Annotated in this window: 14 protein-coding genes; 2 read left to right on the forward strand and 12 right to left on the reverse strand. The window is 58.9% G+C overall.

Features of this window, described 5'->3' with window-relative positions; genetic code table 11:
* Together OCV66_RS14175 and OCV66_RS14180 are read right to left on the reverse strand one after the other, a co-directional pair.
* Positions 1–1086, reverse strand: a 1086-nt coding sequence (locus OCV66_RS14175) for an NAD(P)-dependent alcohol dehydrogenase (protein WP_054328541.1), incomplete at its 3' end; no start/stop codon positions are given.
* 88 nt (positions 1087–1174) lie between these two features.
* On the reverse strand, positions 1175–3121 hold the full coding sequence (locus tag OCV66_RS14180) for an oxidoreductase (protein ID WP_107631097.1): 1947 nt from the start codon (positions 3119–3121) through the stop codon (positions 1175–1177).
* 572 nt (positions 3122–3693) lie between these two features.
* On the opposite strand from OCV66_RS14180, the gene OCV66_RS14185 reads away from it, so the two are divergent.
* Positions 3694–3828 carry a hypothetical protein gene (locus OCV66_RS14185; protein ID WP_256435212.1) on the forward strand — a complete coding sequence of 45 codons (135 nt, stop codon included), beginning with the start codon at positions 3694–3696 and terminating at the stop codon, positions 3826–3828.
* Position 3829: 1 nt separating this feature from the next.
* Positions 3830–5302: a recombinase family protein gene (locus tag OCV66_RS14190; protein ID WP_054327922.1), complete on the forward strand. Its 1473-nt coding sequence runs from the start codon at positions 3830–3832 to the stop codon at positions 5300–5302.
* A 92-nt stretch (positions 5303–5394) separates the two neighbouring features.
* On the opposite strand, the gene OCV66_RS14195 is transcribed toward OCV66_RS14190, so the two are convergent.
* From OCV66_RS14195 to OCV66_RS14240, 10 genes are all read right to left on the reverse strand, one after another.
* Positions 5395–6537, reverse strand: a complete 1143-nt coding sequence (locus OCV66_RS14195) for an acyl-CoA dehydrogenase (RefSeq protein ID WP_054327921.1) — start codon at positions 6535–6537, stop codon at positions 5395–5397.
* Between the two features lie 159 nt (positions 6538–6696).
* Positions 6697–7701, reverse strand: a complete 1005-nt coding sequence (locus OCV66_RS14200; RefSeq protein ID WP_054327920.1) for an electron transfer flavoprotein subunit alpha/FixB family protein — start codon at positions 7699–7701, stop codon at positions 6697–6699.
* A gap of 16 nt (positions 7702–7717) precedes the next feature.
* Positions 7718–8521: an electron transfer flavoprotein subunit beta/FixA family protein gene (locus tag OCV66_RS14205; RefSeq protein ID WP_054327919.1), complete on the reverse strand. Its 804-nt coding sequence runs from the start codon at positions 8519–8521 to the stop codon at positions 7718–7720.
* A 41-nt stretch (positions 8522–8562) separates the two neighbouring features.
* Positions 8563–9687, reverse strand: a complete 1125-nt coding sequence (locus OCV66_RS14210) for a 2-hydroxyacyl-CoA dehydratase subunit D (RefSeq protein ID WP_147574565.1) — start codon at positions 9685–9687, stop codon at positions 8563–8565.
* Positions 9687–10964: a 2-hydroxyacyl-CoA dehydratase subunit D gene (locus OCV66_RS14215; protein ID WP_054327916.1), complete on the reverse strand. Its 1278-nt coding sequence runs from the start codon at positions 10962–10964 to the stop codon at positions 9687–9689. Before OCV66_RS14215 ends, OCV66_RS14210 begins: the two co-directional genes overlap by 1 nt.
* 38 nt (positions 10965–11002) lie before the next feature.
* The gene (locus tag OCV66_RS14220; protein WP_054327915.1) at positions 11003–11782 is read right to left on the reverse strand and encodes an acyl-CoA dehydratase activase; all 780 of its coding nucleotides are present in this window, start codon (positions 11780–11782) and stop codon (positions 11003–11005) included.
* The gene (locus tag OCV66_RS14225) at positions 11782–12969 is read right to left on the reverse strand and encodes a CaiB/BaiF CoA transferase family protein (RefSeq protein WP_107630945.1); all 1188 of its coding nucleotides are present in this window, start codon (positions 12967–12969) and stop codon (positions 11782–11784) included. Before OCV66_RS14225 ends, OCV66_RS14220 begins: the two co-directional genes overlap by 1 nt.
* Positions 12970–13002: 33 nt before the next feature.
* Entirely contained in the window at positions 13003–13779 is a 777-nt protein-coding gene (locus tag OCV66_RS14230; protein WP_054327912.1) for an enoyl-CoA hydratase/isomerase family protein, read from the reverse strand.
* A 111-nt stretch (positions 13780–13890) separates the two neighbouring features.
* On the reverse strand, positions 13891–15033 hold the full coding sequence (locus tag OCV66_RS14235; protein WP_054327911.1) for an acyl-CoA dehydrogenase family protein: 1143 nt from the start codon (positions 15031–15033) through the stop codon (positions 13891–13893).
* A gap of 89 nt (positions 15034–15122) precedes the next feature.
* The gene (locus OCV66_RS14240) at positions 15123–16397 is read right to left on the reverse strand and encodes an SLC13 family permease (RefSeq protein ID WP_159068071.1); all 1275 of its coding nucleotides are present in this window, start codon (positions 16395–16397) and stop codon (positions 15123–15125) included.
* Between the last annotated feature and the right edge of the window lie 450 nt (positions 16398–16847).

Here is a 16847-nt window from a genome sequence, read left to right on the forward strand (position 1 = left end):
CGCCTTGATGCACTTGCCGGAGCCGGACTCCTCAAACGCTTCGTTGATCTGCTCGAACGGATAGAACTTGATCAGTTTATCAAACGGGAACATGCCCTTTTTGTAGTAGTCGAGCAGTTTGGGGATGAACAGTTTGGGAATGGCATCGCCCTCGACAATGCCGATCAGGCTCTTGGCGTCGCCCATCAGCTCGGCCTGGATGTTGAACGTCACGTCGCCGGTTGCGCCGAGCACGACCGCCGTACCCATGAAGCGGCAGGACGCCAGGGCTTTCTTGACAAAATCGGGTACGCCCGACGTGTCGATGGCATAATTGACACCGCCATCTGTGATTTCGTTTTTGATTGTACCCACGATGTCGTCGACTTCCTTGCGGTTGATGGTGTGGGTCGCGCCCAGCTCTTTTGCCAGCTCCAGGCTCTTCGGGTTGCCACCTACCGCAATAATCGTTTCACAGCCCGCGATCTTGGCAGCCATAATCGCACTCATGCCGACCGTACCGCAGCCAAACACCGCTATGGACGAGCCGAACTCCGGCCGCAGGCGGTTGAGCACAGCGCCTGCACCGGTCTGGATGCCGCATCCCATCGGCCCGACGAGCGCAAGGTCGATATCGTCGTACTGCACCTTGACCGCGCTGGCTTCGTTGACGACCACATGAGTCGCAAACGAGGACTGGCCGAAAAACGTAGCCAGCGGCGTACCATCCAGCGCAGACAGGCGCGACGTGCCATCCGGCTGCACGCCGCCGAAGTTGATGGCGTTGAAGTTCTCGCACGCGTGCTGGTGGGCGGTCATGCAGTTGTGGCAGCGGCCGCAGTAGCCGAACGATATGCCCACCTTGTCCCCAGGCTGGAATTCCGTGACCTCGGGGCCGACCGCCTCGACGACGCCGCAGCCTTCATGGCCGAGCACTGCGGGCAGTGGGACCGGAATGACCTGCTGGCGGGCTGCGTCGTCGGTGTGGCATACGCCGCAGGCGGTGATCTTCACCAGGATTTCATGCTTCTGCGGGGCGGCCAGCTCGACTTCCTCGATCTGGAACGGCGCGCCGGGCGCGTGGGTAACGGCAGCTTTGATTTTCATGGAGTGGTCCTCCTCGTATCAGGATAAAAATGGAATTTCCAAAGGCCCGCGGGGCGCGGACCAAGGATGCGGGGATAGGCGCGACGGTTCAAATATCGAGCGCGCGGTAGTAGCCGTCCGTGACCGCGTCCACGACGCGGCCGGCCCTGATGCAGTCGCCGATCTCGAACACACGCGGCGCGGCGTTGTAGAAGCTTTCCGCGCACACGCGGTCAGCCTTCATGCCCGCGGCGAGCAGAATGGTGTCCGCTTCCAGCAGCCTTTCGCCGTTCGGGCTGTCGCACAGCAGGCCGGCGTCGGTTACGGCCTTTGCGGTGGTGTTTACATGGATGCGGATGCCGCTGTTCCGCATATAGATCTTCATAGCGTTCTTGTGCATGAAGTAGGAGTCCGCAGCCCAGTCGTCCTTCATCTCCACAATGGTCACGTCCTTGCCCAGACCGTCCAGATAGATCGCGCACTCGCTGCCCACCAGACCGCCGCCCAGGATGACCACCTTTTGACCGATGGCAGGGTCCTTCTGGTGCAGCGCGTCCAGGGTAACGACCTTCGTACTGTCGATGCCCGGGATGGGCGGCACGATGGGCTTCGCGCCCACGGCGGCGAGGATGACGTCGGCCTGCAGCGCCTCGGCCTGTTCCGCGGTCAGAGCGGTGTTCAGGCGCACATCCACGCCTGCTTCGCGCAGCCGGCCCTCGAGTACCTGCACGAAGCGGTACATGTCCTGCTTGAACGGGATGTACTGCTCGGAGAGCAATTGCCCGCCCAGACGGCTGTTTTTCTCATACAGCGTGACCGTGTGGCCGCGCTGGGCAGCCGTGATGGCGGCGTACATCCCGCCTGGGCCTCCGCCGACGACCACGACCTTTTTGGGCGTTGTCGCTGGCGCGCCGTAAAAGCTCTCCATCTCGCGGCCGACGATGGGGTTGAACGCACAGCAGAACGTGCGGTTGGTCAGATAATTGTAGAAGCAGGTGAAGCAGCGGCAGCAGCGGGTGATATCGTCCTTGCGGCCGGAGAACGCCTTTTCCGGAAAATAGGGGTCGCAGATCGACTGGCGGGCGATCTCGATGATGTCCGCCTTGCCGGAAGCGATGATCTCCTCCATCATATCCGGATCGTTCAGCCCGCCCAGTGTCGCTACCGGCGTTTTGACATGCTTTTTGATCTCCTCAGCCAGGTAGACGTTGCAGCCGTGCTCGACAAACATTGAGGGATGGGTCAGTACGAACACGTCAGGGTCCTCGTGTACGCCGGCGGAAACATGGATGATGTCCACCTTGCCGTCGATGGCCTTGGCCATCGCAATGCCCTCGTCCAGCCCGTATCCGCCCTCGGTCAACTCAGCGCCGCTCATGCGGAATTCGATCGGGAACTGGTCGCCCACCGCCTCGCGCACTTTCTCGATCACGAGCAGGGGGAAACGCATGCGGTTCTCCAGACTGCCGCCCCAGCGGTCGGTGCGGTGGTTCATGGACGGCGACATAAACTGCCCCAGCAGCCAGCCGTGGCCGCCGTGGATCAGCACCATGTCAAAGCCCGCCTGCTTGACCAGCGCGGCCGCGCGGCCGAAAGCCTCGGCGGTGTGGACGATCTCGTCCTCGGTCATACTGCGCACCGGCAGGCCGTCTGGGTTGACTTCATCGTTCGGGCCGAGCGCATACCGCTCGGCTGCCTGCCCATGCCCTCGGGCGTTAGCGTACTTGCCGCCGTGCGCCAGCTCCATGACCGCGTTGCAGCCATGGCGGTGCATAGCCTTGGCCGCCTCCTTGAGCGAAGGGAGCGAGCCTACGTCGTACAGCGCGACCTCCTTGGTGTGCGTGCGGCCCACCGCGTCCACAATGCCCAGGCCGATGGCCACGCTGGCCAGGCCGCCCCGCGCCCGGTTTTCATGGAACGCCACGTCCTCTTTGCGCATATGGCTGTCCGGATCCATCTCCGGATTGGACATCGGCGCGCCCAGGATCCGGTTTTTGAACGTCAGCCCCTTGATGGTCAGCGGGCTTGCCAAATGGGGGTAATATTTATTCTGCATAGCCGAGATCAATCCTTTCCAAAATCCGGTTTGCCGCGCCGCCCAGCAGCGCGGATAGCGGAAAACCGGTTTTACGGCATCGCTCCGTAAAACCGATTTCCGGAAACGTATGCGGGGGAGTTCGCTTACAGGCCGCGCCTGCCCTGGCGAATGTCATGCTGGGGCCTTAATTCGCGCGGGTCATCATGGCGGCCTTGCCATCCAGACGGAACCAATCCGCCTGAAAGCGTTCATAAGGGGCGGGCATTATGGGATACCCGTCCTTTTCGGAAAAACGGCGTTGCGTTTTTTGTGGAAAATGACGGTGCGTTTGGTGTGCGCCCCTCTTGTATCAGTATCATACTGCGGCTTTTTTCTCCTGTCGATTACTGTGAGAGACAGAAAAAAAGATTTTATGTCCAAAAATGACGGGATGAACAAGATTGTTGTGGAAAATGAATAAAAAACAATTCGTGTTTTTGCACATATGGCGGATGCGGGGGACAAAGCCACTGGGAGGGAACCAAGAGCCTTACCTTGTGTGCATACCCCGCCTGCCCGCCGCATAAGGTGGAGGCGGAGGTGGTGCGGAAATGATGGAAAAACAGGAAGCGGAGGCGCTCGCGGTCGTCCATATCCGTCCGCTGCAGGCTTCGGAGGAGGAGCGGCAGGCAGCCGTGCGGGCGCTGGCCGCCGTGTTCCGGCAATACGCGCGGGCGGAGGGATAGCGTGGACTTCATCTACAGCCGCCAGTCGGTCGACAAGGCGGACAGCATTTCGATCGAGAGCCAGATCGAATATTGCCGGTATGAGACGAGGGGCGGACCGTGCCGGATCTTTTCCGACAAGGGGTACAGCGGCAAAAACACCGACCGGCCGGCATTCCGGCGCATGATGGAGGCGCTGCGGCAGGGCGGCGCCTCGCGGGTGATTGTCTACAAGCTGGACCGCATCAGTCGCTCCATCCTGGATTTTGCGGGCATGATAGAGGAGTTCCAACGCCTGGGCGTGGAATTCGTTTCCTGTACGGAGAAGTTTGATACCGCCACGCCGATGGGGCGCGCCATGCTGAGCATCTGCATCGTGTTCGCGCAGTTGGAGCGCGAAACCATCCAGATGCGCGTCGCGGATGCCTATGCCGCCCGCATGAAGCACGGCTTTTTCATGGGCGGGCATGTGCCGTATGGCTTTGCTTTGGAGGACGCCGTGCTTGACGGGGTACATACCAGGCGCTATGTGCCGCAGCCCGAGGAGGCGGAGCATATCCGCCTAATCTGCGCGCTATACGCGGACCGGAAAAATTCGATCGGGGATGTGCTGCGCCTGCTGGAAGAAAACGGCGTTGTAAACCGGCGGGGGCGGCCGTGGACGCGGGAGCGCGTGCGGGAGACCATCCGCAATCCGGTCTATGTCCGCGCGGGGCAGGGCGTTTATGAATTTTACCAGCGGGCCGGCACCGAGATGCTGAGCGAGCCGGAGCTGTTTGCGGGCCGGAACGGCTGCTTTTTGTTTTCCGGGGAAAGTGGGAAGCGTAAGCAGACCCATCCGGAGGCCGCGCGCCTGCTGCTCGCGCCGCATGAGGGCCTGGTGGATGAGGACGTTTGGCTGGCCTGCCGCCGGCGCTGCATGGGCAACCGTCCGGTCGCCGCGGGCAACAAGGCAAAATGGACCTGGCTGGCAGGACGCCTCAAATGCGCGTCCTGCGGCTATGCGCTGACCGTCAAGCGGGCGACGAACGGCAGCCGCTATCTGGTCTGCTCGCACCGCTATGCTGCGCACGGCTGCACCGCCGCGGGGCTGCCCAAAGCGGATGCGGTCGAGCGGCTGGCCGGAGAAGCGGTGCGAGCGCGGCTGGCAGAGCTGGGGCCGCTCGAACCGCAGCGGCAAGCGGACACGGTACTCGCCGCGCTGCGCGCCCGTCTTGCGGAGCTGGAAAGCGAGCGGGAGGCGCTCGCCGCCCGCATCCCGCAGGCGAATGAACAGGCCATGTGCCTGATTAACGAACGCGCCGCCGCCTTGACCGGACAGGCAGCCGAGATCCGGCGGCGGCTGGCGGGCCGGCGGGAGACAGAGGCGGTGCCGCCGGATGGCGCGGCACAATGGGAAAGCCTGTGCTTCGAGGGGAAACGGGCGGTGCTCGACGTGCTGGTGCAAAAGGTAACGGTATCCTGCCGAGAGGTCTGCATTACCTGGCGGATATAAAAAGAATCAAAAACAGCGCCCTGCTCGCTGCGGATACCATAGTACCGCAGTGGAGCGGGGCGCTGTTTTTTGCTACATTCCGAAAGGCGGGATTACTTTACACCCATCCAACCGGAGATGACCATTTTTTGGACCTCAGAGGTGCCTTCGTAGATTTCAGTGATTTTGGCGTCACGCATGAAACGCTCGAAAGGATATTCACGGGTATAGCCGTAGCCGCCAACGAGCTGCAGGCAGCGGCGGGTAACGTCGCTGGCGGCCTCGGAAGCGTACAGCTTGCCCATCGCGGCAAGGTGGCTGTAGGGCTCGCCATCCTGCTTGGCCTGCGCTGCCCGATAGATCAGCAGCCGCGCCGCATCTACCTTGCACTGCATATCAGCCAGCTCGAACTGCGTGTTCTGGAACTGGCTCAGGCGCTTGCCGAACTGCACGCGTTCTTTAACATACTTGACGCATTCGTCGATCGCGCCCTGGGCGATGCCGAGCGCTTGCGCACCGATGCCGATGCGTCCGCCGTCCAGCGTCATCATCGCGATCTTGAAGCCCTTTCCGACTTCGCCCAGCAAGTTCCCCTTGGGTACGATGCAGTCTTCGAATATCAGCTCGCAGGTGGACGAGCCGCGGATGCCCATTTTCTTCTCATGCGCGCCCACGCGGAAGCCGGGGAATTCACGCTCCACAATGAACGCCGAGATGCCCTTGGTGCCGAGCGATTTGTCTGTCATGGCGAAAACGACGAAAGTATCCGCAAAGCCGGCGTTAGTAATGAATATCTTTGTGCCGTTAAGTACCCAGTGGTCGCCCTTGTCCTCGGCGGTGGTCTTTTGCATGGCGGCGTCCGTGCCGGCGCCCGGCTCGGTCAGGCCGAATGCGCCCAGCTTTTCGCCCGAACAGAGATCGGGAAGGTACTTCTGCTTCTGCTCTTCCGTGCCAAACGCATAGATCGGCCAGGTGCAGAGCGAGGTATGGGCGGAAACCATGACCGATGTCGTGGCGCAGTATTTCGCAAGCTCTTCCGCAACGCTGATGTAGGAAACATAGGACAGTCCGGCACCGCCGTATTCCTCCGGATAAGGCACGCCCATCATACCCATCTCCGCGAGTTTGCGCCAGGTTTCCTCGGGAAAACGCTCGTTTTCATCGACTTCCGCGGCGATCGGCGCGACCTCCTTGACCGCGAAATCGTGCAGCATATTCAGGATATCCTTTTCGTCTTCGGTAAAATGAAAATTCATATCTGTTCTCCTTTCTCGTTGCAGAGGAGGCCGCCGCCAAACCACCGGCAGCGGCCCCATGCCCTGAGCGTTTACAAACGCCCTATGGAAAACGCGCGCTACACCGTACGTTTAGGCGCCGCACGGCGACCGTGCTTTCCAAGGGAGGTATCGGTTTTGTCAGCCGCGCGCTTTCTGGATCTCCTCGGTCAGTACGGGGAGCACCTCGAACAAGTTGCCAACCACGCCGTAATCAGCCACGTCAAAGATCGGGGCGTCCGGATCCTTGTTGATGGCAACGATCACATCCGAACCGCTCATGCCGGCCAGATGCTGAATTGCACCCGAAATGCCGCAGGCGATGTACAGCTTGGGACCGACGGTTTTGCCGGTCTGCCCGACCTGGTGGGCATGGCTGATCCAGCCGGAATCCACCGCCGCACGGGAGGCGCCGACCGTTGCGCCGAGCGCTTTGGCCAGCGCGCGCACCGGCTCGAAGCCCTCCGGACCGCCGACGCCGCGGCCGCCGGATACGATGATCTCCGCGCCCTCCAGATCGACGTTCTCCTCGTCCATGTCTCGCAGCAGCTCGATCACCTTGGTGCGGATGTCCTTTTCTTCCACATGGATATCCTCGCGGATAACCTGAGCCTTTGCCGCGGTCTCCTCGCACTTCTTGAAGACGCCCGGGCGAACTGTGCCGATCTGCGGCCGGTGGTCGGGGCAGAGGATGGTCGCCATCAGGTTGCCGCCGAATGCAGGGCGAGTCCAGGCGACATTGCCGCTTTCTTCATCAATATCCAGCGCGGTGCAGTCCGCGGTCAGACCGGTCCTGAGGCGGCAGGATACGCGCGGGCCAAGGTCGCGGCCGTTATTGGTCGCGCCGATCAGCATGCTTGTCGGGCCGTATTTCTCCACGAGCGCGCACAGCGCGATAGCATAAGCGTCCGTGCTGTAATGTCCGTATTCCGCTCCTTCGACGACAATGACCTGATCCGCACCGTGCGTGGACGCCGCCTCGACCGCAGCCGATACATGATCGCCGATCACAATGGCGACCAGAGCGCCGCCCTGCTTATCCGCCATCATGCGGCCGGGGGTCAATAATTCAATGCCGACGTTCTTTGCCGAACCGTCGCCGTTTGTCTCCACAAATACCCAAAGGTCTTTCGTTTTTGCTTCCATGGTTCTCCTGCCTCCCTTAAATGACGCTCGCGTCGCTGAGCAGCTGGAACAGCTTGACAGCCGAATCCGCCGCGGTTTCTTCCTTGATCTTGACGCCGCCCGTTTTTTTCTGCGGCACAAAGGTCTTTTTCACCTTGGTGGGCGAGCCTTTCAGACCGGCGTGCGCCAGGTCGATGGTGGGCAGGTCAGCGGCGGTCAGCGTCGGGATGTCCGCGCGGTTGGCCGCCATTTTGCGCTTGATCGTGGGATAACGCGGGTCCCAAGCGGGCTTGGTAAAGGTAACTACGCACGGCGTCTGCACCTCTACGACCTCCACGCCTTCCTCAACTTCCTTGTTGACGCGGATGCGTCCGTCCCCAGCCGCAGCCTCCAGGCCGTAGGTGACCTGCGGATAATCCAGATGCTCTGCGATTTCCGGACCGACCTGCGCGGTGTCGCCGTCGATCGCCTGCTTACCGCAGAAGATCGCATCGAACTTGCCCTCAAGCTCCTCCACCTTTTTGATCGTCTCGGAAATGATATAGCTGGTAGCAAGCGTGTCCGAGCCGCCGAACGCGCGGTCAGATACAAGATACGCCTTGTCCGCTGCGATGGCCAGGCATTCCTTGAGCGCTGCCTTGGCCTGCTCGGGACCCATGGACAGCACGACAATCCGCGTATTCGGATCCTTGTCCTTGATCCGCGCCGCCGCTTCCAGGGCATAGCCGTCGAACGGGTTCACGATCGACGGCACGCCCTCCCGAATCAGCGTATTCTTCACCGGATCGATCTTGATCTCCGTTGTATCCGGTACCTGCTTGATACATACTAAAATGTTCATGGTGTTCCTCCTGTTTGGTTTAATGAATGAAACACAGGCAATCAGTTTTCTGCAAATGCCTGTATCTTGGTCAGCGCCTGGCCGCTTTCCGTGGTGCTTTGGTCGATGTCGATGCTGAAGCTCATAAGCCCCGCGCGCGTCACAGTGTCAATTACCGATGGCTGGTCGTATTCTTCGATTTCGCAAAAGCGCATCATGCACAGCACGACACAGTCCGCGCCACTGTCCTTTGCCAGCTTGACAAGCATTTGGCCGCGCGCAGTATTGTTATCGTCGTGGGCAGTCGAACAGCCGTAAATGGCAAACCAGTGCAGCGCAAGGCTTTCGATTGCGGAGTTGGCCGCGGGATAGTCGCTGCGGTACTGACGGGATTCCTGCGCCAGGTCGTCGCCGACCACGGCGACGTTGTTGTCGGCAAAGTAGCCGAGTACCTCGTCCGGCTCGCAGGTGATGCCGGTGAGGATGACTTTTTTACCCTTCCAGTCGCAGACCGGCTCAGCGGCGAGCGCCTCGGTCAGTGCAGAAACCATTTCAATGGTTTTTTCCGGACGCAGGAACGTGGCGGCTTTCATGACATGGTGGCGGTCGGCCGGCCGGATGAGGTCGAGATGGTCGTTCGCCGCTTCGCAGAAGGCCCGCATGACAGCGTTTCGTTTGTTGCACAGCGCGATGGCGTTCTGCAAGGCTTCGTTTGTGATTTCCTTGCCGGAGATCTCCTCCAAGGCGCTGCGTACCGTCTTGATCTCCTCAATGAGGAAATCACGCGCGCCGGGATCCTTGCGGTTCTGTGGATAAATAAAGGTGATCGGGCGAATGTCCTTAACGCCTGCGCGCCATGCGGAGTTCATGCCGCGGAACGTATCGCAGATGATGGGCATGATCGCCGCGGAGACGCCCCGATACGCGCCGGTCATACCGAACTCCAGGCATGAGCGCAGCAGGGAGCAGGTAAAGATAGGGGCGTACTTGCCGGCTATCTGGGGGTTGCATTGGCCGCCCCAAATACCCATCGGCACCATGCCGGCCGCAAGGACGAGCGGCTGGGGGGTATAGACGGGGAAACAGGCGATCACCTTGTCGCCGGCATTGAGATACTCTTTCAGCAGACGCTGCGGATTTTTGCTGATGTCGTCAAACTGTGCCAGCAGGTTTTTTACGTCAGCCATTACTGCTCCGCCTCCTTATTTGCTTTCATTACATCCACCAGGCTTTGCAGCCGGGTTTCAAACTGGGCTTCGTTGAAAATCGTTGGGTCAGCCTGATCACCGTCGAAGAACACGACGGGGATACCGCATTTTTCCTCCACGATCTCCCGCCCGCAGGTCATCTGGTAGGTCATGAATTTGCAGCTGCGGTTGATATGGCAGAACATGCCGTTGCACTGGAAATGGTTGGCGACATCCGCGCGCTTGCCCATCATCGTGGTCGTATTGACGACGTTGGTGGAGGAAAGCATATACTGCTCGGCCATTTCATCCAGATTACCCGGCGTATAGTGCAGGCTCCAGGCGCCGACATAGCCGTTTGTAACGCAGTTGACGCCATACTTTTTCATGGTCTTGAGGTTAAAGCCAAGATTCGGCCAGCAGGCGATGCCCTCCCAGTCGACACGGTACTCCTGGGGAGAGGTGCCGAAAGTAGTGGTTCCGTTGTCGATATGCTCCTGGATCTCGCGCTTGAGCTGCAGGAGTACCTCGGTGGTTTCACGCCGGCTGCGCGCGACGACCATGGGCGCCATGTAGTTGAACAGGTCGAAGCCGTTGAGTGGAGCGGGGTTACGGTCGTTCATCAGGACGCACTCGTCAAACAGCCGCGCGTTTTCGACCGAGATCTTCTGCAACTCAAGGAATTTATCCCAGTCGAATTTCTTGCCGAAAAATTCCTCCATACGGTGGATGTTGTGCTCGATCTGGCTGCGGCCGTAAGCGATCCAGTGTTTAGCGGGCTTGGCGTCCGTATAGTTGAACAGGCAGTCCTGCATGAAGATCGGGATATCCAGCTCGCGCGACAGGCATTCGTACCATTTAAGCAGTTCAAAGCAGCTGTTGGTGGCGCAGAGCAGGAATGTAGGACGCGGCATGCGCTGCACGGAGGGCGGCTCATAGTTGGGGTCGTTGGCCATCTGGTGCGCCATGCCGATACTTAGGCGGGCGTAAGAACAGATATCGTTGGAATAACCCAGCTCTCCCTCCGAGGTCGCGATAAAGCGGGGGGAGTCATGGCGCGCGGCTACGCCGGCCGCGTTATTTTCAGGATACAGGACAGGTACGTCGAACGTGGCGCACAGCTCCTGCGGAAAGATAGAGGTGGACCAGCCGACCGGCTCGCCCTTGGCCTCGGCGTCCCAAGCGGCTTGGTAGATGCTGTCAACCAGCGCGTTCAGCATTACGCGGGATTTGGGAAGCGGGCGCTTTGGCTTTTTTACTTCAGTAGTTTCGCTCATAGGGGTTCCATCCTTTCCTGCGAATGAAAATATGGCGTTCAGGCGGACCGCATGCTGCCCAGCGCGTACAGTGCGGCACCGAGCGCACCGGCGAGCTGACAGTCCTCATGAACCTGTATGGGGTGCTTGATCTCCTCCTCCAGAGAATGAACAAGCCCCTTGTTAAGTGCGACGCCGCCGCTCATGGCGACCTCCGGCTGGATTCCGCAGCGCTGCACCAGGGATGCGACGCGGCGCGCCACGGATTTATGGATGCCGGAAACAATGTTTTCCAGCCTGATGTTCGCGGCCAGCTTGGAGATGACCTCGGACTCGGCAAAAACCGTGCAGGTGCTGCTGATTTCGGCCGCCTCGTCCGCCTGGAAAGAGAGATCGCTCAGGTCGGTCACCTCTACGTCGAGAACCTTGGCCATGGTGTCGAGAAAACGTCCGGTACCCGCCGCGCATTTATCGTTCATCACGAAATTCAACAGCATGCCCTTGCCGTTTATGCGCATAACCTTGATGTCCTGCCCGCCGATATCCACAATCGTACGGGTAGCGGGCAGAAGGTGGGCGATGCCTCTGGCATGGCAGCTCAGTTCGCTTTTTTGATCGTTAATCCCCTCGAAAGAGAAACGGCCGTATCCGGTTGCAGTAATCCATTGGATATCGTCCCGCGTGATGCCGGCCTTTTCCAGCGCCTGCGCGAACACGCGAGCCGGACCAACGGTACCCGTGCCGATTGGGACGATCGCCTTGGCCGCGATGCCGCCGTCCGCTGCCAGAATGACGGCCTTGGAAGCGGTGGAACCGATATCAATGCCGGCTGCAAACATCAGATCACCCCGTCCTCCGCAAACTTGGCGAGTTGCTCATCCGTATAACCGAGCAATCCGCCGAATACGTCCTTGTTGAATTTGCCGAGCGGCTGGCCGGGCCATTTGATTTCACCCGGCGTTCCCAGCATTTTGGGGCAAACGTTCTGCATCTTGATTTTGCCGAACTGCTCGGTTTCGACCTCGACGATATCGTTGCGTGCTGCGAACTGCGGGTCCTCCATAATATCGGCTACGTTGTAGATCGGACAGGCAGGGATACCTTCGCCCAGTATGTCAAGGCATTCCTTCAGTGTATGGGCGCGCGCCCACTTGGCAAATTCCGCGTTGATCTCCTCACGGTGCGCCGCGCGGTCGATCGTGGTCTGGTAATCCGGATGGTCGATCAGATCCTGGCGGTCGATCTGGTGCATGCAGTCGCGGTATAGCTTATCGCCTGTGATGGACAGGGCAACATACTTGTCGTCCTTGGTAAGGAAGTGGCCGGATGGGACGGTAACAGTTGTGCCGTTGCCAATACGGGTGCGGATGGTACCGTCGTAGGAGTATTCCGCGATGATGGATTCCTGCAGCCGCAGGACCGACTCGGTCAGCGCGCAGTCGATCATCTGCCCCTCGCCGGAGCCGTTGACATCACGGTCGTAGATCGCGAACATGACCGCCATGCAACTGAACATGGCAGTATAGAAGTCCGCGACCGAGATGCCGGGCTTGACCGGAGGCGTATCCGGATAGCCGGTGACCTCCAGAAAGCCGCCGAGCGCAAGGCCCATGCGGTCAAAGCCGGGGCGGGGAGCGTAGGGGCCGGTCTGGCCGTAGCCGGAAGCGACCGTGTAGATCAGGCGCGGGTTGCGCCGGTGGATTTCCTCCCAGGTGAAGCCGAGCTTTCGGAACACGCCAGGGCGGAAGTTTTCGATCAGGACGTCTGCGTCCTCAATCAGCTGCCAAAGCATTTTTTTACCCTGTTCGGTTTTAAGGTTGAGGGTAACGTTCTGCTTGTTGCGGCCTTCGACGGCGAACCACAGGTTTTTGATGCGGCCCATGCCGCGCATCAGGTCGCCGGTCTTGGGCGGCTCGACCTTGATTACGCGCGCGCCGAAATCGGCCAGCATGCTGCCGCACCAAGGGCCGGCCACGATATTGCCCACTTCAACGACCTTCAGACCCTCCAAAGCCTGTCTGGACATAAATATGCTCCTTTCAAATCCAATGAAGTTGTTTTATTTACCCTGAAATTGCGGCGGCCGCTTTTCCTGGAACGCGCGGCCGCCCTCCAGATAATCCTCGGTTTGGTAAAGCGCCATACCGAGCGTGTTTTCCAGCGCAAGCCCATCACGCAGCGGCATGTCATAGCCCTGCGACAGGCATTGTTTGATGCTTCTGACCGCCAGGGGCGCCAGCTGGCAGATCTTTTCCGCAGCCTGCAGCGCAGCGTCAAGCAGCTGCTCTGCGGGGACGACCTGGTTCACCAGACCGATCTGAAGCGCGGTCTGCGCATCGACCTTTTCATTGGTGAGCAGAATCTGCATGGCCCTTCCATAGCCGATGATGCGCGGCAGGCGTTGTGTCCCGCCAAAGCGGGGCAGCAGCCCGAGCGACGGCTCCGGCCAGCGGAACGATGCATGCTCGGCGGCAATGCGCAGGTCGCAGGCGAGCGCCAGTTCGCCGCCTCCGCCATAAGCAAGGCCGTTAACCGCAGCGATCAACGGTTTCGTAACATACAGTCCGCGCATCGGCGTTCGGGGGATGCGCCATGGACGGTCTGCCGTGGCCTTGACGAACGGGAGCCATTCGGTCACGTCCGCGCCGGAACAAAAAGCCTTGCCGCCCGCGCCAGTCAGGATACCGACGTATAGGTCGGGGTCTTCCATAAAGTCCAGCATAGCCTCTTCCAGCGCCTGAATAAGTGCGGGGTTGAGTGCGTTATACTTTTCCGGACGGTTGAGCGTAAAAATCGCGATCCGTCCCCTTTTTACTGTTGTAAGTACAGACTCCATGTTATGCCTCCAATACAAATGTCTGTTTCCCACGGAGAATCGGCAAAGCATTGCTCCAGTTGCCCGCCGGAAGTATGCGGCGGGCAACTGGAATGGGAGGTATAAGCGTTTTTATCGGCAGAGCTGGCCGGAAATAACGACACGCTGGATCTGGTTGGTACCCTCAAAGATCTGATAGATCTTTGCGTCGCGCATCAGCTTTTCCACCGGATACTCACGGGAATAGCCGTTGCCGCCGAGCACCTGCACCGCGTTGGTGGTAACGAATACCGCGGTATCGCCCGCAAAGCATTTGGCGGAGGCGATCAGCTTTTTGTTGATGATGCCGGCGTCCGCCGACTTGCAGGCGCCCCAAACCATCTGACGGGCGGCCTGCGTCTGGATTTCCATATCCGCGAGCAGGAAACCGATCCCCTCATGCTTCCAGATCGGCTTGCCGAAAACGACGCGCTCCTTAGCATAAGGAACCGCTTCGTCCAGCGCGGCCTGTGCAATCCCGACTGCGGAGGCTGCGGTGCAGGGGCGGGAGTTGTCGAGGATCTTCATGGCAATCTGATAGCCCTGGCCCTCTTCGCCCAGACGGTACTTGGACGGGAGTACCATGTCGTCAAAGAACAGCGAGTTGGTATGGACGCAGCGGATACCCATTTTATCCTCATGCTCGCCCACTGTGAAGCCCGGTGTGTCCTTGGGAAGCAGGAATGCGGTGATGCCGCCCTTTGTCCCTTTTTCCTTGTCGGTAACGGCGAAGATGGTGATGAGATCGGCGCAATCGCCGTTGGTGATAAAGGTCTTGCCGCCGTTGATCACATAATCGTCGCCAACCTTGCGCGCGGTCGTGACCATAGCGCCGGCATTAGAGCCGGATACGCTTTCGGTCAGGCCGAACGCCATGATGCCGCCGTTGACCATGATATCCGCAGCCCACTTTTTCTGCTCCTCCGTACCGGCGATATTGAGCGGCTCGAAGCCGAAACCAAATACGCGGGAGGCGAAACCGGCGTCGCCGCGTGCGAGTTCCTCGCGGATGACGGCGTATGTAAAGTTATCCAGTCCCAGTCCGCCGTACTCCTCGGGAACGGTGACCAGATGAAGACCCATTTCATAAGCGGTCTTGACGAGATCCTCGGGTACGATGGCGTCTTTCTCCGCGATGCGGCAGGTGGGCCGTACCTCTTTTTCCGCAAACTCGCGGACTAAATTGCGCAGCTCGATCTGGTCTTCATTCAGCATGAAATCATAATCGGTCATCATAGTCGTGTTCCTCCTAAAGCATGTGTTTTATTCCCAACAGGCGTCCATATCCTGATTTGGTACGAGTGGTGCTGTTCGTCTCGAACGGGTTACAGCTGGAAAACAAAGGGGTAGCTGGCGATGGTAAGGATGAGACAGCCGATCAGTAACGGGGTGCCGATCTTGGTGTAGTCCAAAAAGCGGTAACCGCCCTGCAGCGTCATGGTAACCGGCGGTGTCGCAATCGGCGTCAGGAACGCAAGATTCAGGCTCCAGATGATCGCCATGATGACCGGTTTGGCTGCATAGCCCAGAGAAGCGCACATGGAAAGCGCGATCGGGCCAAGCATAGCCATGGAAGCGGTCGAAGACATCACGTTGCTCATGATAACGCTCAGGATGGTGAAGATAATGAGCAGCTTGAACATGCTGATATTGCCGCCCATCCAGCCGATCACCGTGTCCGCAATCAGCTTGCCGGCTCCGCTTTCCGAAATACCTGCGGCAAAGCCGAGCGAGCCGGCCAGGACCCATACGGTCGTCCAGTCGAGGCGGGCGAATACCTGCTTGACCGAGATGCAGCCGGTCAGGATACAGGCCAGGCCCGCGACCATAGCAACCGCGCCAACCGTCCAGATACCGACGACAAAGCCGATAACCGTAAGGATCAGGATGGCGGAGGAAATAATCATTTTCACGGTGCTGTACTGGGCCTGCTCCTCCTCTTCTTGCGCGTCCTGCGCAAGGTCGTATTTTTCCTCGAAATCGAAAACCCGCTTTTGCAGGGCGTAACCGATGGTTGCATAGAACAGGATGATAAAAAGCAGGCGGGGGATGCTGCCCCAAGTCAGGTCGAAAAAGCCCATGGTTTCCAGACCCGCATCAGCCAAAATACCTTGGCCAATCACGTTGGGCGTGGAGCCGACCAGCGTCATGCCGCCGCCTACATTGGCTGCAAAGCCGATGGCCATAAAGCTGTTTTTACGCGAAATAGCGCCGCGCGAACTGGCCGCTGTTGCGGAAACAACCGGCAGCATCATTGCGACGACCGCGGTGTTGCTGAGAAAAGCGGAGAGTATGGCGGAGACGACGACGCATACCACGATAAACAGCTTTTCCCGTATGCCCACCATTCGGATGATGGAGGTTCCGATCTTTTGTGCGACTCCGGTTTCAAACAGAGCCTCGCCGATGATCATGGAGCCGATCACCATCATCGTGACATCGCTGGCAAAGCCGGCAAATGCACTGGTAAACGGGATCACGCCGCATATGCCCATCGCAAGCGCGGCGCCGACCGCGGTCACGGAGAGGGGAACCTTGCCGGATGCAAACAAAATGATCGTAACGACCAAAATGATCAGTGCTATCGTCGAAGTACTCAAGAGTTGTGCCTCCTTTTGCCTTGCGGCAGGCTGGATTTTGCATTGATTATAATTTAACGATAGCGTATCAAGTAGGCGCTGTCTATTTCCAAAATACATTGGTTTTGTTAAGTGGGATGTTAACAATGACGCAAATGCCTAATAAGATATTGAGATTTATATGCAAAATACACAATAAAGGCGGCGGGGAAGAGGTGCCGAAGGGTGCGGGATACCACAGACTGGCGTGCTATCCGGATAAATTTTTTGCGATTGAAAATGCACATAAAAAGTAAATTATTGCGCTGGTAAAAATTACGAAATGTTATCATTACTTGTAACAAAGATAAGGAATTATTAATTATAGAAAAAATGATCGCGTCAAAATTGATATAAAATAAACAATTTCATTTTACTCGAAATGAGTAAGATGCACATTTTTATAAAAAAATCCGCCGGTAAGGCGGATTT

The organism is Agathobaculum ammoniilyticum (genome assembly GCF_025567315.1).
Lineage (GTDB): Bacteria > Bacillota > Clostridia > Oscillospirales > Butyricicoccaceae > Agathobaculum > Agathobaculum ammoniilyticum.